The following is a 19,820-nucleotide window of genomic DNA, read 5'->3' as shown; positions in this document are numbered from 1 at the left end:
ATGAGTGAACTGTATTTATTACTTGGAACAGCTGCCTTTCTGGGTTTCTTTCATACAGCAACAGGACCGGATCATTACATCCCTTTTATTGTGTTAAGTAAAGCACGTAACTGGACCCAAACGCGTACCATGTGGATTACATTCATCTCTGGTGTTGGTCATATTTTGGGTTCTGTTGCACTGGGTGTTATTGGCATTGCATTGGGAATCAGTTTGTCAAAACTGGAACTGATAGAATCACACCGGGGAAATATTGTAAGTTATATGCTGCTAACCTTCGGATTGCTTTATACAGCTTATGGAATCTTCAAATTTATAACCCGGGGGAAACATTTTCATCTCCCAAAATTTCTTGTCCCCAAAAAAATACGGCGTCTGCAACATATGGTAACACACAAACCCTATTTACTCAATAAAGAAGTAAAGGTAAATGACAACACAGAAGATGTGACTAAAATAACGCCATGGATTCTGTTCCTGATTTTTGTGTTTGGACCATGCGAGGTACTGATCCCTCTGCTGATATTTCCTGCAGCTAAATTCAGTGCAATGGGAATTGCATCCGTAAGCATTGTTTTTGGAATAGCTACTATATTGACCATGCTACTGGTGGTTTATTTAGGATTTAAAGGAACATCAACAATAAAAATCAAAAACGGAGACAGGTATTTTCACCTTATTGCCGGTTTGGGCATATTAATCTCAGGCCTGGGAATGCAGTTTTTTGGTTGGTAAAAATTTAATATTATGACAGTTACACGTTTTGGAGTATCGCTGGAAGAAGATCTGTTAAACGATCTGGATCACATTGTTACAGAACAACGCTTCCCGAACAGATCAAGGGCGCTGAGATATCTTATCAGTAAGTATAAAAGTGAAAAAAATATTGAAGACAACAAGCTTGTTACAGGCGCCGTCGTTCTGATTTATGATCACAGGATAGCTCGTTTGCACAGTGAAATTGCCAGCTTAAAACATGAATATAACTGTCTGGTGCTATCAAGTCAGCATATTCATCTTGACGAAAAAAACTGCATTGAAACAGTAGCAGTAAAAGGACCGGCACAAAAAATTATCAAAATCAGTAATAAACTAATGGCAATTAAGGGGATTCAACATGGAGATTTTGTCATCTCCTCTATTGAATAACTCAATACGTAACCTCCTGTAAAGCAATTAATCTTATCATTAATCAATTTATCCCATGAAAAAACACCATCTGGCAGTTGCTATGCTCCTGTTATTCATAAGCAGACTACATGCTGAAAACCTAAAGGACACCATAAAAATCAACGAAATAGTTGTAACAGGATCCAAAAAAGAAGTCTCACGAAAACTTATCCCACTTTCGGTAAGCCAGATCTCAAACGAAGAAATTGAAAACACAGGTGAAATAAATATTTTGCCAACATTGAGCACTTATTCTCCCGGAATATTTGTCACGGAACGTAATATTCTGGGGTTTGGAGTTTCAAGCGGTGGAGCCGGAGCCATTAGCATACGTGGGGTAAGTGGCACACCAAATACCGATGTTTTAGTCCTGATTGATGGTGATCCTCAGTACCAGGGAATATTCGGACATCCTCTACCCGATGCTTATGTGGCCTCTGATGTTAAGAAAGTGGAAATTATCAGAGGACCCGGTTCTATTCTGTATGGATCAAATGCCATGGCGGGCGTTGTTAACATCATCACAAAACAGCAGAATGACGAAGGTTTTAAAAGTAATTTAGGAGCATCGTACGGATCATACAATACAAAAAAATTATACGGAACACTGGGTTATAAAAAGGATAAGCTCAGTGTATTTGCCTCTGTCAATCACGACCAGACCGACGGAGTACGGGAGAACAGCGATTTTAAAATATTCAACAGTTATTTAAAACTTGGATACCAAATAAATAAACATTTCAACCTTACCGCAGACCTGAATATGGCCAAATTCATAGCCCACGACTCAATATACGGTGGTGAACCGGAACTTTTCGGCATTAATATTTTAAGAGGAAAAGCAGCTGTTTCACTGGAGAACAAGTTCGATAAATCCGAAGGAGCCATCAAACTGTTTAACAATTTTGGCACACACGACTTATCTGACGGCTGGTACTCCACCGACCGTAACAGTGGTATGATGATTTACCAGACGTTCAAAGCATTTAAAGGCAATTCAATTACTGTTGGCATCGACGCTAAACAATACGGAGGGAAAGCCAATATGGGAATGGCGAGGGACAGCCTCATCCTTATAACTGAAGTGGCCGGTTATGCTTATGTGCAACAGAGTATTTGCAAACAACTTTCATTAACGGCCGGATTACGCATAGAAAATAACTCTGATTATGGCAATGAACTTGTCCCAATGGCCGGATTAACCTACAACCCTGGCAGTAATACATCGCTTAAAGCTTCTGCATCCAAAGGATTTCGAAGCCCTACCATGATGGAAATGTACCTTTTTGCACCAAATCAGGATCTGAAACCAGAAAAACTTTTCAATTACGATATTAGCTGGATACAACAATACAGGGAAGGAAAACTGAATACAGAACTAACATTATTTCTTGTAAATGCAAAAAACATGATTCAGACAGCTAATTATGTGAGAAGTAATTCCGGTTCGTTTACAAATAAGGGAATTGAGTTTGCGATAAACTACAGGGTTGCAAAAAACCTGCACCTGCATGGCAACTACAGCTATTTAAACCTTAGCAAACCATTGCTTGCAGCTCCTGAGCACCAGTTTAATGTAAGTGCCAATTACGACTACAAGATATTTAATGTAAATATTTCAACGCAACACATTCAAAATCTTTATACATCTTTAAATCCTGATATAAAACAATCTTACACCTTACTGAATATGCGTGTTCAGGCACAGGTTCAGAAAAACGCAAGTGTATTTGTTATGGCCAATAACCTGCTGAACCAGAAATACGAAATTAATTACAGGTATCCAATGCCGGAAATTAATTTTTCAGTGGGGATTAAACTAACATTATAGTCAGGTTATAAAACAAAAAGAGCGGCTTATAAACCGCTCTTTTTTATCATTTTCTAAATCTGTATATTTATTTTTATACATCGTATGTAGATGCAGAAGTATCACCTCCTCTACCTGTCCAGTTGGTATGGAAAAACTTACCTCTGGGCTGATCCACTCTTTCGTAGGTATGTGCTCCGAAATAGTCACGTTGCGCCTGAAGCAGATTTGCCGGTAAACGTTCTGTACGGTATCCGTCAAAATATGCCAGTGCAGTAGAAAATGCCGGTACAGGAATTCCCTTGCTGGCTGCGGTAGCTACCACATTACGCCATCCGGCCTGCGCCTTATTAACTTCTCCTTTAAAATAAGGATCGAGCAACAGGTTTTCAAGTTTTGGATCGTTATCAAACGCTTCTTTAATACGTCCCAGAAATGCTGAGCGGATGATACATCCACCACGCCACATCAACGCAATACCACCGTAATTAAGATCCCAGCCATATTCTCTGGCTGCATCCTGTAACAGCACATAACCCTGTGCGTACGATACTATTTTGGATGCATATAAGGCCTGCATGATATCCTGAACAAATGCCTTTTTGTCTGCATCAAATGATTTTTCAGGACCTGTAAGAATCTTAGATGCCCTTACTCTTTCATCTTTCTGAGCCGATAAGCAACGTGCAAAAACCGCTTCACCAATCAACGTCAACGGGATACCCTGATCCAAAGCAGCTACACCGGTCCATTTTCCTGTACCCTTTTGTCCTGCAGTGTCCAGTATTTTTTCTACCATTGGTTCACCATCCTCATCTTTGAATCCAAGAATATCACGGGTAATCTCAATGAGATAACTATCCAGAACGCCGGTATTCCATTCCTTGAATACTTCATGCATTTCATCAGCACTCATACCTAACAGATCGCTCATTATCTGATAGGCCTCGCAAATCAACTGCATATCGCCATACTCAATGCCATTATGCACCATCTTTACAAAGTGCCCGGCGCCGTTTGCTCCTACCCAGTCACAACATGGTGTGCCGTCTTCCACTTTTGCAGAAATAGACTGGAAGATTGGTTTCACATGTTCCCATGCCTTAACTGAACCTCCCGGCATGATTGAAGGACCTTTCAACGCACCTTCCTCACCACCTGAAACACCGGTTCCGATATAAAGCAGTCCTTTGCTTTCCACATACTTTGTTCTGCGTATCGTATCCGGAAAGTGTGTATTACCACCATCAATGATGATATCTCCTTCTTCAAGATATGGAATGATTTTTTCAATAAAATCATCCACCGCCTGACCCGCTTTAACCAACATCATTACTTTACGTGGTCTTTTAAGGGATTTTACGAGATCTTCGATACTGTGTGCGCCGTAGAATTTTTTACCTTTTCCACGACCTTCAATAAATTTGTCAACTTTTTCTACAGTCCGGTTAAATACGCTGACTGTATAACCATGGCTTTCCATGTTTAACACAAGGTTTTCACCCATTACAGCCAGGCCAATTAACCCGATATCTGATTTAGCTTCCATAGTGTTTTATATTTCTATTGTTTAATAAATCTGCTTTTTTCTGCCCATAAACCGATAGCCGGATTGGAGATGTAGTATATTTCTTCACCATCAACCAGATTGAATCCGTCTTTCAGTTTTTCAGGATCATATTTCTTCATGGCTTCATCAAGCTTCCCGTAGTTATAATTTACCGAACGGATTTCCTCTTCAGTAAGGTGACCCGGACAATACGTTACACTGAACCGGTTTTCGGTTGATCCATGAATCAGGTGAGCCGCCGCACTCAGGTTATTCTGAATGTCTTCGTTGTTCTTTACAAAGTCAAGCACTTCCGGAGTGGTACGGTAACCGTATTTCCGAATCAGCCGGTCAATTTCTTTGTCTTCCCCGAATTCTTTCAGTGCGGGAGCAAGGACAATCAACTCACCTTCATCAGCAATGGCCATGCGCGTACGGTAAATACTTTTATTGCCAAGCCAGGTGCTTTTAAATTCTGTAGGATCAAGATAGACGACCACTTTTTTCAGTGGTTTATCCAGCATGGTAAAGTTCACTTTCAGCGACAGGTCAGCTGCCAGCGTAAACACATCCAGATCGTCACCGATATAAAGACCACGCGTTACCAGTTTGCCACTGTCATCGCGCCCAACAACCGTATGAATATACACCACCGGCAAATCCTTTATAAAATGATCCGAAGCATAATTCAGAAGCTTACGAACCGGATTTATGGCACGTCCCATAATACGTTCCATGCCGTAAACTGCTCCGGCAAAATGGCTCTTATTAATGCCTTCAGGACCACCCGTACCCACAAAAAGATTTTTATTGTAATTGGCCATTCCAATTACCTCGTGAGGTACCACCTGACCGATGGACAGGATCAGATCATGGCCACCATTCAGAATCATCTTATTAAGCTGTGCGGGCCATTCATAATCCAGCATCCCATCTGTATATTCTTTTACAACTGCCCCCGGAACGCGACCAACTTCAACCACATCGTTACGCCAGTCGTGTACTTTGAATTTATCCAGTGGAATTCCGGGATACATCTGCGTCAGTTCTGCTTCTGTCATGCCTGCATGTGTACCCAATGCAGGTAGTACGTCGGCAAGCTTATCACCTACTTCTTTATATATAATAGATGTGATTTCACCGGCACGGGAATGATACCGTGTAAAATCCGGCGGAATAGCCAGAATCTTTTTGCGGTCACCAATCTTACCAAATGCCTCCAGAATTCCCTGTTTCAGGTCTTCTGATGTGAGTACATCTGTTTCTGAACCTCTTTGATAATAAAGCATAGAATTTATTTTATCGTTTTACGCGGGCATTGCCTTCCCATATACTCCAGACCATTTCCTCATCTGCAGGTTGCGCATAGTCAGTAAGGAATGTGGTTGCCATGGCACCCGTTGCCCATCCGAACTGAATCCATTTTTCAGGATCCCATTGTTTTAAAATACCATATAACAAACCGCCTACGAAACCATCGCCTCCACCAATACGGTCCAGCACATGAATATCACGCAGGTTCACCACATGCCAGTTTGTTCCTTCCAGCATAATGCCTCCCCACATGTGATGATTCGCATTGACAACCTCACGCAAAGTGGTAGCAAATACAGATGCATTCGGAAATGCCTGCTTAACACGGCCAATCATTTCCTTGAATCCGTCAATTTTTTCTTCGATACCTTTTCCGCCTGCATCAGGACCTTTAATGCCAAGACACAGCTGGAAGTCTTCCTCGTTTCCAATCAGAATATCAGAAACAGAAGCTATCTCCTTAAAGGCTTCGCTCAATTCCTTTTCACGACCTTTCCAGAAAGATGCCCTGTAATTCAGGTCGAACGAAATGCGCGTACCATGTTTTTTAGCCGCTCTTGCCAGTTGCAGACAGAACTCGCTGGTATCAGGAGATAATGCTGCAATCAGACCAGACAGGTGTATAATTTGTACACCTTCTTCACCAAAAATTCGTTCCAGATCAAAATCTTTCACATTGAGGGTCCGGCCCACTTCACCGGCACGGTCATTATGCACCCTTGGTCCCCGTGATCCATAACCACTGTCGGCAATATTAAACTGGTGACGATATCCCCAGGGATCACCCTGTTCAACCTCAGGACCTTCATAATCCATGTGACGGTTTCGAAGGTTACCCTTAATAAATTGTGCAATCGGACTCCCTTTCACAAATGTTGTCAGCACCTTTACCGGCAGACCCAGAAAAGAAGGAATGCTGGCCACATTGGTTTCTGCACTTGTAGCCTGCAGCTTAAATGTATCGCTGCTATGCACAGGTTGACCATTTTCGGGAGTTATTCTTACTCCCATACTTGTTGGAACAATAAGAGAATATTTACAATTATCTTTTAATGTCAGGCTCATTTTATAAATTTTATCGGTTTTCTTTATCAATTTATTTGGATCATTTCAAGGTAAAGAGATTCCTGCAAAAGCACATAATAATTTTATGTGTTTTACAATTATTTATGATATGATCGTATTCCTAAAACTAACTGTTAAACGCCACCAAATGCACTGTAACCGCCATCTACCGGGATAACGATTCCTGTAACGAACTGTGCTAAATCTGAAACAAGATAAAGGCAGGTTCCGATTAATTCGTCTACCTCGCCATAACGTCCCATAGGCGTATTATCGATGATCTTTTTACCTCTTGGAGTCATCTCGCCGGTTTCTTTATCAGTCAGTAAGAACCTGTTCTGGTTTGTCAGGAAAAATCCGGGGGCCACAGCGTTCACACGTACACCTGTTTTGGCAAAGTGAACCGAAAGCCATTGCGTAAAATTGTTAATGGAAGATTTTGCAGCAGAGTATGCCGGAATTTTTGTCAACGGACGATAAGAGTTCATGGATGACACATTAAGAATTGATCCTTTTCCGCTGCGAACCAGTTCTTCACCAAATACCATGGTCGGTAATAAGGTTCCCTTAAAGTTCAAATCAAAAACCCAGTCAAAACCTGATGAATCCAGTCCGAAAAACGAATCCTGAAAATCTTTTTCCACGTTCTCTATGGTTTCCACTTTAGTAGTCGCCTTTGGAGAGTTTCCACCTGCCCCGTTGATCAGGATATCTACAGGTCCTAATGTTGCGTGTACTTTTTCTTTTGCCTGAATGAGAGAATCCTTATCAAGCACATTGCAGGCCAGACCAACACAATCTGTTCCTGTTTTTGCTTTAATGTCTTCAGCTACTTTAACGGCTGCTTCTTCATTGATGTCAAGAATAGCCATTTTAATGCCCGATTCTGCCAAACCTGTGGCAATAGCTGTTCCAATTACTCCGGCGCCGCCGGTAAGCACAGCTACTTTGTTTTTTAAGTGTTCAAAACTATACTTCATAATAAAAGTAATTTGTATTTAATTCGTTAATTAATGATCCGTAATTTAAACCTCCCTCTTTAAAAACAGATGTGGTACAAGTAAGTTTTATACATCAGAAATCAATGAGGTCACCATAACAAATAAACAATTTTTTTTTGAAAAATGCAATCGATTGCATTTTTATTTTTCTTTTCTTATATTTGTTTGATTAAATTATATTATGTCTGCAAAAAAAACCACCATACATGACATTGCCCGTGAGCTTGGAATAACGGCAAGCACTGTATCCAGGGCACTGAATAATCATCCTTCTATAAGTAAGGAAACCAAGAAAACAGTGACAGCCAAGGCCAGGGAGATGCATTACAGTGCCAACAGTCTGGCCTCCTATCTGCGCAAGGGCAAAAGCAACACCATCGGGCTGATCGTTCCAAGAATCAACCGGTTCTTTTTTGCGGATATTATTGCAGGAATAGAAAGCATCACCAATCCTGCAGGCTATAATCTTATTATATGTCAGTCGGACGAAAGCTATAAAAAGGAAGTTGAAAATATCAATACCTTATTCGCTAATCGTGTGGATGGCTTACTGTTATCAGTTTCAAAAGAAACGATATCGACTAAACACCTGGAACTTTTAACGGATAATAACATTCCTCTGGTTTTAATTGACCGTATTATTGAAGGTATTGATGTGAGCCGTGTTACAAATGACAATTTTTCAGGAACCTATGAAGCCACAACTCACCTGATTAAGCAGGGTTACAAAAACATTGCGCATTACGGTGGTGATTTCAGTTTGTATATTTATGAAAGGCGACTGGAAGGTTATAAAAAAGCGATGCATGACCATCATCTGCCCATTAAAGAAGAATGGATTGCAGAACATATGGTTTCGCGTGAAGATGCCTTTGATTTTACAGCAAATTTGCATAACTTGAACCAATTGCCGGAAGCATTTGTATGCGCCAGTGATTACGCTGCACATGGTGTATTATTATATCTGATCCAACATGGAATACAGGTTCCCCGGGATGCTGGCATCATCGGATTTGCCAATGAACCATTCACGCAATATGTGCAGCCTTCGCTGTCATCCATACATCAGTTTGGAAATGAAATGGGGAAGAAAGCTGCCAATGTTTTATTAAACGAAATTGAGGCGAAAAGTGAAGATAGCTTAAACCCGCAAACAATTTATATCAAACCGGAATTATTAATCAGAGAATCATCTAACAGAAATATTTAAAAAGTTAAATTAAATACCATTACAATGAAATTAGTAAAATATTCTATGGGAGTTGGCGACCGTTTTGGCCAACAAGGTAAAGCACAGTTAAAAGCCCTGATGAAAGCCCACAAAGAGCTTGGTCTTGAAGTTGCACCAGTATGGAACAAGTCGAACCGTGAACATCAGATTATTGGCACACAGCCGGATTCTGTTCGTACTGAAGCTGATAATGCCGTTAAAGCGCTTGGGTATGATGGTCCTTATTATGTAGATGCCGATCATATTAACGCAAAAACTGTTCATGGTTTTATTGCGTCTTCTGATTTTTTCACTCTGGATGTGGCTGATTTTATCGGTGAAAAACCGGAAGAATCAGAACTGAAAGCATTTGTAGAAGCCAACAAAAAATATGTTGGTGATTTCAAAATTCCGGGTATTGATCACACATTTAATGTAACAGAAGACCTTTTGGTTGAGATTGGCAGCAAATTCCTTTTTGCAGTAAAACAGGCCAAAGAAGTGTATACCATTATAAAAGATAACAAGGGTGATTTTATCGCTGAGCTTTCTATGGACGAAGTGGATGTACCTCAAACTCCGCTGGAAATGTTTTTCATTCTCAGCGCCGTTGCTGCCCAGGAAATTCCTATTCAGACTATCGCACCGAAGTTTACCGGTGATTTCTTTAAAGGCATCGACTATGTAGGTGATATTGACAAATTCACCCAGGAATTCGAAGAAGATATCCTGGTACTCAAATATGCCGTAAAGGAATTTGGATTACCAGAAAACATTAAACTGAGTGTGCACTCAGGAAGTGATAAATTCAGTATTTATCCGATCATGGGTAAAATCATCAAAAAACAGGGCGCAGGTATTCATATAAAAACTGCAGGTACAACCTGGCTGGAAGAAGTTATTGGTCTTGCCATAGCCGGAGAAGACGGATTAGCAATTGCCAAGGAAATTTATCGCCAGGGCTATGAAAAACGTGAAGATTTTATGGCGCCTTACCGTACAGTTATCGACATCAATGAGGACAACCTTCCTTCGCCTGATGAGGTGGATTTGTGGTCGTCTGAAAAATATGCCAATACCTTGCGTCACGATCAGGAGAATGCAGATTACAACCTGGATTTCAGGCAGTTGATCCATATCTCATATAAGATCGCAGCAAAAATGGGTGATAAATACCTGAGCATGGTTCAGAAATATGAAGATATTGTGGGTAACGAAGTGACCACCAATATTTTTGACAGACACATTATGCGTGTTTTTAACTACGTGGTATAAAACCGGAAAATAAATTAATAATGAAACCATTTTTAGACAACGATTTTGTTTTAAACAGTGATGCAGCAAAAAAACTGTATCACGACTATGCTGTTCAGATGCCAATCATCGACTACCATTGCCATCTTATTCCCCAGCAAATTGCAGAGAATAAGAAATTCAAAACCATTACCGAGGCGTGGTTGTATGGTGATCACTATAAGTGGCGTGCCATGCGTACGTTTGGTGTGGATGAACACTATATTACAGGCGATGCCAGCGATTGGGAGAAGTTTGAAAAATGGGCGGAAGTTGTGCCATTCACACTACGTAACCCGCTCTATCACTGGACTCACCTGGAATTAAGAAGATACTTCGGTATTGAAGAACTGCTTTCACCGGCAACTGCCAGATCCATATACGACCGCTGTAACGAATTGCTGAACAGCGATGAATACAGAGTTCAGGGTCTGCTGAAAAAAATGAAAGTGGAGATTGTATGTACAACTGATGATCCAATAGACGATCTGAAATTCCATACGCAGCATAAGAATTCAGGGGCCGAACTGAAGATGATCCCTGCATGGAGACCCGATAAGGCAATGGCTATAGAAACAGAGCAGTTTAACGAATACCTGGATAAACTGGAAAAAGTTTCCGGTGTTAAAATCTCAGCGTTTAAACATCTGATTGAAGCCATAGAGGTGCGTCACCAGTTTTTCCATGATAACGGATGCCGTTTATCGGATCATGGCATCGAAGAATTTTATGCTGAAGCGTACACTAAAGATGAGATCAAGGATATCTTCAAGAAAGCAAGAAAAGGTGGAGAAATCAGTGATCCGGAAGTGCGGAAGTTCAAAACGGCGATGCTGTTCGAATTCGCAAAAATGGATCACAAGAAAGGCTGGGTTCAACAGTTCCATTATGGTGTGATCCGAAATAACAACAGCCGGATGTTTACGCAAATGGGACCGGATACCGGTTGGGATTCCATCGGTCAGTTCAACGTGGCCAGAAACATGCAGTTATTCTTCGATAAACTGGATCAGGAAGATAAACTGGCGAAAACCATTCTGTACAACATCAATCCATCTGATAACGAAGTGATCGGAACGATGATTGGTAATTTTAACGATGGTTCCGTTGCCGGTAAAATGCAGTTTGGCTCCGGATGGTGGTTCCTGGATCAGAAAGACGGTATGACCAAGCAGATGAATGCATTGTCGACCCTTGGACTGCTGAGCAAATTTGTAGGTATGTTGACCGACTCAAGGAGTTTCCTATCCTACCCACGCCATGAATATTTCCGCAGGTTGCTTTGTGATCTGTTGGGAACCGATATGGAAAAAGGTGAGATTCCTACAGATTTTGATCTGGTTGGTAGCATTGTTCAGGATATTTGTTACAACAATGCAAAGGAATACTTTCCGTTTGCACACGATTAATCTTTTTTAAGATCAAATATTTCAGAGGCCGTTCGAAAGAATGGCCTTTGTTTTAGGTGCTTACCGGTATTGATTTGTATCTCAGTTCAACTGCAAACCAATAACCGACAAAAACGATAGCACGACAATATAGCTATTGCACGGTTATAACGAAGGACTTCACTTCTCTACCCCGGATTGCATCCGGGGTTACAAATCTGTCACTCCTTCGGAGTTGATTCTTATTTGCATATGCATATATTTTTTCAGGATTTTAATGCAACCTCGAAGAGGTGACAATGATATTGAAGACGACTTGTCCTTCCAATGAAGCCAAATTAAAGCTACAAGATCATCTTATCCGACTCACCCTGATTCATATAAATTTGCAAATCCCTTACAACTGATCCCTCTCTATCAATTCACTTCGTTCATGACAAAGAGGGATGATTCATATCAGGCTGAAAGAAACAAACTAAAATTTTATTATTCTGATTCCCATTCATCAGCTCCCAATAACCGACAGAAACATTATCACGACATCATAGGTATTGAACGGTTATAACGAAGGACATCACTTCTGTACCCCGGATGGCATCCGGGGTTACAAATATGTCACTCCTTCGGAGTTGATTCTTATTTGCATATGCATATTTTTTCAGGATTTCAATGCAACCTCGAAGAGGTGACAATATTGTAAAAGTCAATGAAATATAATTAAACCTGGCCGCGCAGAGGTGAGCAAAAATGAGATAATGTTATTGCCGGCCATTTGACGGAAGCTGAATAATGTAATAGGATTCTGACAAGATCATGAACAAATCTTATTTTTTCATACTTCATCAGATCATTATGGTTAGAATAGTGGTGAAGATGCTCCATATGCTGATACCATTGATAAACAGAATCTCCGTAATGCCATTGACACCATTTAATACCACGGATACAAATACGGAAATAACGATGACAAACACTATCACTAAACCGGCAATGCCCAAAAAATAATTATCCGGCAACACAGCTACCTGAAAAGTAATGATCATAACCGGTAAGGTGAGAAAGACCAGGGCTGCAAATACATTATGAAAAAAACGCTGAAAAGTAGTCCCTAAGTGTTTAAAACTGTACGGATAAATATTGTGCGGTATAAATGCCAGAATAGTGAGAAATGCGAAACTGTAATCGATGTACCTCATGTAGTCGGCATGTTCACCAAGATCGTAATGTTTCGACAAGAGCCAGAAAAAACTGTAATTCAACAAGGCAGCACCAAGCAGCAGACGTTTATATCCTTTTTTAAATTTTTCGCCATACAACACCTTATTGCTCAGGAAGCTCAGCGTCTGTCTTTCGGGATCAAAATCAACATGCTGCAGAGTTTTTCTTACCGTGTGAGGCAACAAGCCTGCATACAAAAAGCCGGTGAGTAATATTCCGAGTTTAATCCAGAACATAAGCAGAAATACCGGATCAACAAATATTCCTATTGCTTAACAATGCGGAATACTTCTGATCTGTTTTCAGTAAACAATTTTACGAAATAAATTCCGGAACCTAACTGCGACATATCAATTGATTCTCCAACCAGATGCCCTGCTTTAACTTCTTTTCCGCTCACATCCATAATACTGAAAGACAGATCCGATGCAAAAGCCTGATCCGAAGAGATAAACAGCTGACGGCTTACCGGATTCGGGTAAACGCTCAGGTTCAACCGTGATGTATGAGGTGCCAATCCCGATGGAATGCTTTCGATTTTTTCAAATACCCATTGCTGATTCAGATTGGATGTGATATGATTATCCCATTCAATGCAATTTGTGCCATTTGATGTCCCTCCTCCGGAATTATCGATGGCGTTTCCTGTTCCTACATTAACAATTCCAAACAGATTTACAGATCCGAGCGGTTCAAGAGTCCAACGCAGTGAATCGTTAGTTTCAGAAATATCACTAAGCGCCAGGCTGTTGCCAACACCCATTCCCTTGATGGCCAAACCAGACAGTCTGTTTTCGAATCGAACGGTTCCATCGCCCAAATCAACAATCTGCCATTGCTGGCTAAACTGATCCTCCAGGAATTCCCACATATTCAGTGCATTTGGATCTGTTTCCTTAATATCAATCACAAGGCTGGAATTCTTATTCCGGATGGCGTAATAGTAGTTTTCAATCACAAATGGTTCCACATACTTTGCAAGATTATCGTTCAGAAAACTTACACGCTCTGTCATATAATCCCGAAGAAAATCAATATTCTCTTCCCAGGTATCAAATAAAAACTGCTCAAGATATACCTTGTCAGGCAATATATTCCAACGTTCAAAGTTTCTCACCTGCGACTGGTCAATCAGATTGGCTGCATCATTGATATAATTCTGAACCGAATCGGAAATACCGGATTCAACAAGGTTTTCCCAACGCTTCCCTACAGCTCTTACAAACCAGTCGTCCTGCCACAATCGGTTGATCCATACTCTTGGATTATACGCACTTTCACGCATAAGTTTGTATTGTGCATCTTCCTGACGGCTGTCGTTGTTGAACGCAATATCATAATCCCACATTGGCCCCCAGAAGAGCTTATCGTTCGAACGCTTCTTATATATGTTAGTGCTCCAGAAACAATCAGGGTTCCCTGTGAGTTCGGAAGCAATATACCAGTTTACCAGCGTGGCGGAGTCATTGTATGCACGATAACCCGTCTCCGGATTTTTATAATTTTCTGAGAACAGCACATCTTCATAATGCTGTATGTATGTTTTAATATAATCCAGTTGCTCCGGATTTATATCATCATCATCAGGGTATTTAACTGTTGTTTTAACACCACGGTCCGTCTGAAACCATACCGGTTCACGATCCGCAAAACCGTCTACTTCCAGCAGGTAACCTCCTGAAAGGTCAGGTAAAGCAACAACAGAGGTATCCTGTTTTTCAACAGGCACACGATTCTTAGCCACCTCCACCTGGTCGGTCAACATGTAATTCCCCACATAATCGCCATTAAGGATCACGTCCACAAATCTGAAGTCGGGATTATATTCAAGATTCACCCACTCTCCTATTTTAAACGCCAGTGCATTACGAATCAATGACTTATCTGCATAATTGGCCAGCAATACCCAATCACGGTTTTTCGCTCTCATACCCAAAAGGTGCTTATCATCATCCAGTTTAATACGGAATGGTTTTTTGGGCATTCCCCATGTGGAATTACCGCGTCCGCGTATCTTCATGGGTAAAGTATCGTTTTTTATTTCCGGATCACTACTTAAAATATAAAGTGTTCCCGGGATGTATGTATCTTTACTGTTGATGGCTGCTCCATCGGTATCAATAATCAGCGTTGTAAGATTAGTGACCTGTTGTTGTGAATTAACAGATACCGCAAGGATCAGTGCAAAAATCAGAAATATACTACGCATTATGAGTAAAGTATTGGCATTAAAACTTTTTGTTCCCAAAGCAAAAACAGCGTTAAATTAAACTTTAAAACCGATAATTAAGAATAATGTCCGATTTTTTATATCATATTTAAAATTTGTATTGCTTCTGCTTCTCTTAAGAATGTAATTACCGAACATTTAAGTTACTTTGTGGTTTATTCAAAGAACACAATTCAAACAAATGAAAAGCATTGTTCCATTTATTTTCCTGACCATTTTTCTAGGCATCATCACAGGTGCGGTAATCTATCTGACACACCGGTTTAACTGGTATTTCAGCATACCATATACACGTATGCTTTATCCCGTTTTTGCTGTACTGGCATTATTTATGATGTTTGGTGTGTTTACTACAGCCAATTCCGTTTCGCTGGCAGGACATATTATTTATATCCTTGCGGCCATGACCATGGGATTGATGCTTTACCTGTTGATTTCGGTCATCTTAACGGATATCCTCAGACTATTTACCGGCTTTAAACCGCTCACTTACGGGCTTATCGTTGTGATCCTGACATTGGTCATCAATCTTGCCGGCACACTGAATTCATGGAACACCAAAGTCACGCATCATACCATTCCAATTAAAGGATTGACTCAAACTGTCCGGGCTATGCACCTGTCTGATGTGCACCTGGGGCATTTCAGGGGAAAACGCTTCCTGCACAAACTGGTCAGTAAAACCAATGCACAAAATCCCGATATTGTCTTTATCACCGGAGACCTGTTCGACGGCCGTTACCGCTTATCGAAAAAAGATCTGCAACCGTTGACAGACTTAAACGCCCCGGTCTGTTTTATTGAAGGAAATCACGATAAATATACTGGCGTACAAACCATTAAAAACATGTTGCGTGAATTGGGAATCCAGGTGCTTGAAAACAACATGACCGGTTTCAAAGACTTACAGATTATCGGGCTGAACCATATGGCTGCCGACGATCAAACATTTAATGTGCACACTCAAAATGGTCATGCCACTATAAAAAGTACCCTGGACAAACTTTCTCCTGACAAAAGCAAACCAACCGTATTGCTGCACCACAGTCCTGATGGTATAAAATATGCCAGCAAACATGGTGTGGACCTGTACCTTTCCGGCCATACGCATGCAGGACAACTGGTTCCCATAAAATATATTGCCGCCCTGATGTTTCAGTTTAACCAGGGCCTGCATCACTACAGCGGCACTACCATGTTTGTATCACAGGGCGCAGGAACCTTTGGCCCTCCCATCCGTTTGGGCACCATCAGCGAAATCTCCCTGCTGACTTTGCAGCCGGAATATCTTCAAGCTGAATAACATACCTTCATGGTTGTTCTTTATATTGCCTTTCCGTAATTTTATTAAAAAATATCTCTTCATACTAGCTGCAAAAATATATTCTGGTTATATGCACAGATAATTTTGCACTATAGAAAAAAATAAATGCTCTTTTAGGCAATATTCAAAATAAACGGGTCATGAAAAGCCTCACTATAATTTCAATATTGTTTGTTGCAACAACTATATCCAGGGGACAGGTTGGTGTTACATTTCAACTTGATCTTGACAGCCTGATAAAACTGGAATTATTTTCTTCTGAATCAAATGACAAAGTGTTTGTTGCAGGGTCATTTAATAACTGGGAGGGTACTAACTATGAGTTGAAGAAATTACCTGAATCAAACATATATTCCGGCATATTTAAATTAGGAAACGTTGGAGATACAATATCATACAAATTTGTGATTAAAAAGGGAGACTATTCCTTCTGGGAATGGAAACCTGATCCTAAAAATCAAGATAATGGAAACAGAAAATATAAATTAAAAACAGAAGAAAATGTAATTCCCGTTACCTGTTTCAGCCATAATGAGTATTTCAGCTATCCGGTTATATTCAGTAAAAAGAAATTACAGGAAGATTATCTGCAGTTTCGAAACATTCTTGAAACTACACATCCTGCATTATATGATTATACAGAAAAAGCCGTGCTCGACTCCATATTCGACAAAAACTTCATAAGGATTGATTCTGATCTGAATTTCAGAAGTTTTCTGATTCAAATGACTGAAGTAATATCAAAAGTTGGTTGTGGCCATTCAAGCTTATGGATTCCTGATGATTACTGGAAGGTTGCACCGGAAAAACTTTTTCCTTTAGAACTCTGTATTTCAAGCAATAAGGTATTTGTAAAGGGTAGTTATGATACAGTACAGCAAATTTCTGTCGGAAGTGAAATTGTAAGTATCAACGGAACCACGATGCCTGTTTTGGTAAACAAACTCACGTCGCTCACTTCTGCAGACGGATTTAACCCATCCTATCGTTTATCCAAAGTAAGTGGAAATTTCTCCGTCAAATATGCTCTTTATTATGGTTATCCTGATTCTTTCGCTATAGAATACATTCCTCCTGAAAGTCAACGTAAAATGCAGGCTAATCTTAAACCTGTTGCCAAAAAAGATATTGATAACGCAAAACAAAGTGTCTCAAAACTGAATTTTGAGGAATTGGAAGCCAGCCAAACCGGCATACTCACAATTAATTCTTTTGGATACTATGGGCAGGTAGATATGTTTAAAAAGTTCATTGACAGCGTTTTCCTGGTTATCAATCAAAATGACATTAAAAATCTTGTTCTTGATGTACGTGGTAATAGTGGTGGAGATCCCTTTTGTGCTTCATATTTATGGGCTTATCTCGAACCAGAGCCCTTCCCCTATTTTGAAGACCATTACGGAAAATATGACACACTTGCCAATCCTGTTCCTAAACCAGTTAATCACTACAAAGGGAGATTGTTTACTCTAATTGATGGGAACGGATTTTCAACAACTGGACATTTTTGCGGGTTATTGAAATATCACCGGGTTGGAAAGTTTATAGGTTCAGAAATGGGTTCAACCTATACCTGCACGGGAAACGCAACTTATCCTCCGCTGAAAAATACCGGCATTATGGTAGGAACAGCTCGTGTTAGAAGATATACAGCTGCCGTAAAAAACATGAATCCCCGAAGAGGAATTATGCCCGACTACCCGATAGAACAATCTCAGGATGACATAATAGAAAACAGGGATGCTATCATGAACTTTACCCTTAACTTAATTAAAACAACAAAATGAAACTGAAGTTAATGAAAGTGTTGTCTATGGAATTGATCATTAAAAGTGGAAAACAGCATTGATCTGTAACAATAATACAATATCAGCTACGCACTATTTTTCAGGCTCTATAACATATTTTCCGGATTGCCATTCATCCCTGATTTCACTACTTTTATTCTAATAAACCGAAACGACTTAGAAATGATTAAAATGACCTGAATTCCGGTTTATAATATGATTGGTACTTTACACGGAATACAGGTTGTAACATTATTTAGTTGTAATCGAACTAAACATGAAAGGTAAATTATTCTGCATTGTTAGTATATTGTTATTATCATCTTGCGCACTTTATACTCCGCAAGTAGCCCCGCCCATTTTAATTGAAGAAAAAGGTGAAACAGAATTAGATTTTGGAGCCAGTATCTCCAGCTTTCTAATCACTCCTGGCGCAGACGTAAGTGTTGCTTATGGTTTTACTGATAAAATACATGCACAAGCTTATGCCAGTTATATATCCAGCGGAACTATACATCTGCAGTTGCTTACAGGCTACAGATTTAATATAAATGAAAGAGCAAACATTAGACTGCTTGGTGGATATTTTTATGGTAATGGGAATGTGAAATATCAGGAAGGATTTAATGAACCAATGAATTATAAAGGTTTTTACCAATCAATACTAGGTAAATTTCAATATACAAATACGTTTAAAAATCATAATAAAATTTGGGGACTTTCTTTTACCATTGGAAATTTCACACCGTATTACAAGGTATATTATGTTGAGTCTTCAAACGATATGGATAAATTAATAGACCAAAAAGGAATTTTATTTGAACCATATCTTTTTTACCATTATAAAATTTCAGATAAGTTGGGGATAACCTTCTCATACTCTAACACATGGATAAAACCAATAAATCAATTAAATAATGATTATCCCAATCACTATGAATTAGACTATAATAAGTATGGAAATTTTGGAATAACGTTAAAATATACCTTGAAAACAGGTAATAAAAAACGTTTAAACAAAACCCAGTAAAAGGTAACAAATTCATGCATGTAATTGAATAAATGCAGTAAATTATAACACAAAAGATGAATGAACGATCAGATTATTTACGGAAGCGAAGTTTGGTAACTTGATTACAAGAGGAATTGGAAACGCATGAAATAGCTTTGTTCATCAAAAATGATTTTCATTCCTCTAAAACAGCAGGATATATGCCATCTGCCATTGATCTTTATGTTGAAAGTGCAGATGTAGAAAAAGCAACTGCAATTGTAGATGACCTGATTAGGGATATGGAATTGAAGAAAAACATTAGTTATAATGTGCAATCCCATTGAATTTAAGTCTTCAGGATAGATAGACAATGATATTACATTAACTAACTTAACGTGAGTTCGAGCTAAGCATTTTTTGTAATTCTATGTTCATCAATAACTTCCGTATTAATTGATGGCTTTTTA

The 19,820-nt window shown here is 39.7% G+C and carries 16 protein-coding genes; 10 read left to right on the top strand and 6 right to left on the bottom strand.

Annotated features, from left to right (window positions below):
• From ACE01N_RS12980 to ACE01N_RS12970, 3 genes are read left to right on the top strand one after another with little or no spacing between them, the layout of a single operon-like run.
• A complete protein-coding gene (locus tag ACE01N_RS12980) occupies window positions 1–735 on the top strand; it encodes a hypothetical protein (RefSeq protein ID WP_375727257.1) in 735 nt (244 codons plus the stop codon).
• Between the two features lie 12 nt (window positions 736–747).
• On the top strand, window positions 748–1,149 hold the full coding sequence (gene nikR / locus ACE01N_RS12975) for a nickel-responsive transcriptional regulator NikR (RefSeq protein ID WP_380589590.1): 402 nt from the start codon (window positions 748–750) through the stop codon (window positions 1,147–1,149).
• 55 nt (window positions 1,150–1,204) lie between these two features.
• Window positions 1,205–3,001 (top strand): TonB-dependent receptor plug domain-containing protein, encoded by a 1,797-nt coding sequence (locus ACE01N_RS12970; protein ID WP_380589587.1) that lies wholly within the window; start codon window positions 1,205–1,207, stop codon window positions 2,999–3,001.
• Between the two features lie 73 nt (window positions 3,002–3,074).
• Here the strand turns inward: ACE01N_RS12970 and gnd are convergent, their stop codons facing one another.
• The 4 genes from gnd to ACE01N_RS12950 all read right to left on the bottom strand — a co-directional run bounded on the left by gnd (window position 3,075) and on the right by ACE01N_RS12950 (window position 7,888).
• Window positions 3,075–4,529, bottom strand: a complete 1,455-nt coding sequence (gene gnd / locus ACE01N_RS12965; protein ID WP_380589584.1) for a decarboxylating NADP(+)-dependent phosphogluconate dehydrogenase — start codon at window positions 4,527–4,529, stop codon at window positions 3,075–3,077.
• Between the two features lie 14 nt (window positions 4,530–4,543).
• Entirely contained in the window at window positions 4,544–5,818 is a 1,275-nt protein-coding gene (locus ACE01N_RS12960) for a nickel-dependent putative hexonate epimerase (protein WP_380589581.1), read from the bottom strand.
• A 10-nt stretch (window positions 5,819–5,828) separates the two neighbouring features.
• Entirely contained in the window at window positions 5,829–6,908 is a 1,080-nt protein-coding gene (locus tag ACE01N_RS12955) for a sugar kinase (RefSeq protein WP_380589578.1), read from the bottom strand.
• A gap of 134 nt (window positions 6,909–7,042) precedes the next feature.
• The gene (locus tag ACE01N_RS12950; RefSeq protein ID WP_375727251.1) at window positions 7,043–7,888 is read right to left on the bottom strand and encodes an SDR family oxidoreductase; all 846 of its coding nucleotides are present in this window, start codon (window positions 7,886–7,888) and stop codon (window positions 7,043–7,045) included.
• Between the two features lie 202 nt (window positions 7,889–8,090).
• On the opposite strand from ACE01N_RS12950, the gene ACE01N_RS12945 reads away from it, so the two are divergent.
• Genes ACE01N_RS12945 through uxaC form a run of 3 tightly spaced genes read left to right on the top strand, consistent with a single transcriptional unit; the run spans window position 8,091 to window position 11,821 of the window.
• Window positions 8,091–9,119, top strand: a complete 1,029-nt coding sequence (locus ACE01N_RS12945) for a LacI family DNA-binding transcriptional regulator (RefSeq protein WP_380589574.1) — start codon at window positions 8,091–8,093, stop codon at window positions 9,117–9,119.
• A gap of 24 nt (window positions 9,120–9,143) precedes the next feature.
• The gene (locus ACE01N_RS12940; RefSeq protein ID WP_380589571.1) at window positions 9,144–10,394 is read left to right on the top strand and encodes a tagaturonate epimerase family protein; all 1,251 of its coding nucleotides are present in this window, start codon (window positions 9,144–9,146) and stop codon (window positions 10,392–10,394) included.
• A gap of 20 nt (window positions 10,395–10,414) precedes the next feature.
• Window positions 10,415–11,821 (top strand): glucuronate isomerase, encoded by a 1,407-nt coding sequence (uxaC, locus tag ACE01N_RS12935; protein WP_380589568.1) that lies wholly within the window; start codon window positions 10,415–10,417, stop codon window positions 11,819–11,821.
• Between the two features lie 821 nt (window positions 11,822–12,642).
• Here the strand turns inward: uxaC and ACE01N_RS12930 are convergent.
• Window positions 12,643–13,254, bottom strand: a complete 612-nt coding sequence (locus tag ACE01N_RS12930; RefSeq protein WP_380589565.1) for a hypothetical protein — start codon at window positions 13,252–13,254, stop codon at window positions 12,643–12,645.
• Between the two features lie 29 nt (window positions 13,255–13,283).
• On the bottom strand, window positions 13,284–15,227 hold the full coding sequence (locus ACE01N_RS12925; protein WP_380589562.1) for a CotH kinase family protein: 1,944 nt from the start codon (window positions 15,225–15,227) through the stop codon (window positions 13,284–13,286).
• A gap of 202 nt (window positions 15,228–15,429) precedes the next feature.
• On the opposite strand from ACE01N_RS12925, the gene ACE01N_RS12920 reads away from it, so the two are divergent.
• The 4 genes from ACE01N_RS12920 (at window position 15,430) to ACE01N_RS12905 (ending at window position 19,697) form a co-directional block, all read left to right on the top strand.
• Window positions 15,430–16,551 carry a metallophosphoesterase gene (locus ACE01N_RS12920; protein WP_380589559.1) on the top strand — a complete coding sequence of 374 codons (1,122 nt, stop codon included), beginning with the start codon at window positions 15,430–15,432 and terminating at the stop codon, window positions 16,549–16,551.
• A gap of 161 nt (window positions 16,552–16,712) precedes the next feature.
• Window positions 16,713–18,359 (top strand): S41 family peptidase, encoded by a 1,647-nt coding sequence (locus tag ACE01N_RS12915; protein WP_380589556.1) that lies wholly within the window; start codon window positions 16,713–16,715, stop codon window positions 18,357–18,359.
• 277 nt (window positions 18,360–18,636) lie between these two features.
• Complete coding sequence (locus ACE01N_RS12910; RefSeq protein WP_380589554.1) at window positions 18,637–19,389, top strand: hypothetical protein; 753 nt, start codon at window positions 18,637–18,639, stop codon at window positions 19,387–19,389.
• Window positions 19,390–19,571: 182 nt separating this feature from the next.
• Window positions 19,572–19,697: a hypothetical protein gene (locus ACE01N_RS12905; RefSeq protein WP_380589551.1), complete on the top strand. Its 126-nt coding sequence runs from the start codon at window positions 19,572–19,574 to the stop codon at window positions 19,695–19,697.
• Window positions 19,698–19,820: the final 123 nt, after the last annotated feature.

It is taken from the genome of Quyinboa ferrireducens, from assembly GCF_042436675.1.
GTDB lineage: Bacteria > Bacteroidota > Bacteroidia > Bacteroidales > UBA5342 > JBHJHP01.
Note: the sequence above shows the minus strand (reverse complement) of the source record. Positions and strands in the feature narration are given on the sequence as shown.

What these genes read in the sequence shown, in the direction of transcription:
- ACE01N_RS12980 (WP_375727257.1), top strand. Translation starts at nt 1, where the DNA reads ATGAGTGAACTGTATTTATTACTTGGAACAGCTGCCTTTCTGGGTTTC.
- nikR (WP_380589590.1), top strand. Translation starts at nt 748, where the DNA reads ATGACAGTTACACGTTTTGGAGTATCGCTGGAAGAAGATCTGTTAAAC.
- ACE01N_RS12970 (WP_380589587.1), top strand. Translation starts at nt 1,205, where the DNA reads ATGAAAAAACACCATCTGGCAGTTGCTATGCTCCTGTTATTCATAAGC.
- gnd (WP_380589584.1), bottom strand. Translation starts at nt 4,529, where the DNA reads ATGGAAGCTAAATCAGATATCGGGTTAATTGGCCTGGCTGTAATGGGT.
- ACE01N_RS12960 (WP_380589581.1), bottom strand. Translation starts at nt 5,818, where the DNA reads ATGCTTTATTATCAAAGAGGTTCAGAAACAGATGTACTCACATCAGAA.
- ACE01N_RS12955 (WP_380589578.1), bottom strand. Translation starts at nt 6,908, where the DNA reads ATGAGCCTGACATTAAAAGATAATTGTAAATATTCTCTTATTGTTCCA.
- ACE01N_RS12950 (WP_375727251.1), bottom strand. Translation starts at nt 7,888, where the DNA reads ATGAAGTATAGTTTTGAACACTTAAAAAACAAAGTAGCTGTGCTTACC.
- ACE01N_RS12945 (WP_380589574.1), top strand. Translation starts at nt 8,091, where the DNA reads ATGTCTGCAAAAAAAACCACCATACATGACATTGCCCGTGAGCTTGGA.
- ACE01N_RS12940 (WP_380589571.1), top strand. Translation starts at nt 9,144, where the DNA reads ATGAAATTAGTAAAATATTCTATGGGAGTTGGCGACCGTTTTGGCCAA.
- uxaC (WP_380589568.1), top strand. Translation starts at nt 10,415, where the DNA reads ATGAAACCATTTTTAGACAACGATTTTGTTTTAAACAGTGATGCAGCA.
- ACE01N_RS12930 (WP_380589565.1), bottom strand. Translation starts at nt 13,254, where the DNA reads ATGTTCTGGATTAAACTCGGAATATTACTCACCGGCTTTTTGTATGCA.
- ACE01N_RS12925 (WP_380589562.1), bottom strand. Translation starts at nt 15,227, where the DNA reads ATGCGTAGTATATTTCTGATTTTTGCACTGATCCTTGCGGTATCTGTT.
- ACE01N_RS12920 (WP_380589559.1), top strand. Translation starts at nt 15,430, where the DNA reads ATGAAAAGCATTGTTCCATTTATTTTCCTGACCATTTTTCTAGGCATC.
- ACE01N_RS12915 (WP_380589556.1), top strand. Translation starts at nt 16,713, where the DNA reads ATGAAAAGCCTCACTATAATTTCAATATTGTTTGTTGCAACAACTATA.
- ACE01N_RS12910 (WP_380589554.1), top strand. Translation starts at nt 18,637, where the DNA reads ATGAAAGGTAAATTATTCTGCATTGTTAGTATATTGTTATTATCATCT.
- ACE01N_RS12905 (WP_380589551.1), top strand. Translation starts at nt 19,572, where the DNA reads ATGCCATCTGCCATTGATCTTTATGTTGAAAGTGCAGATGTAGAAAAA.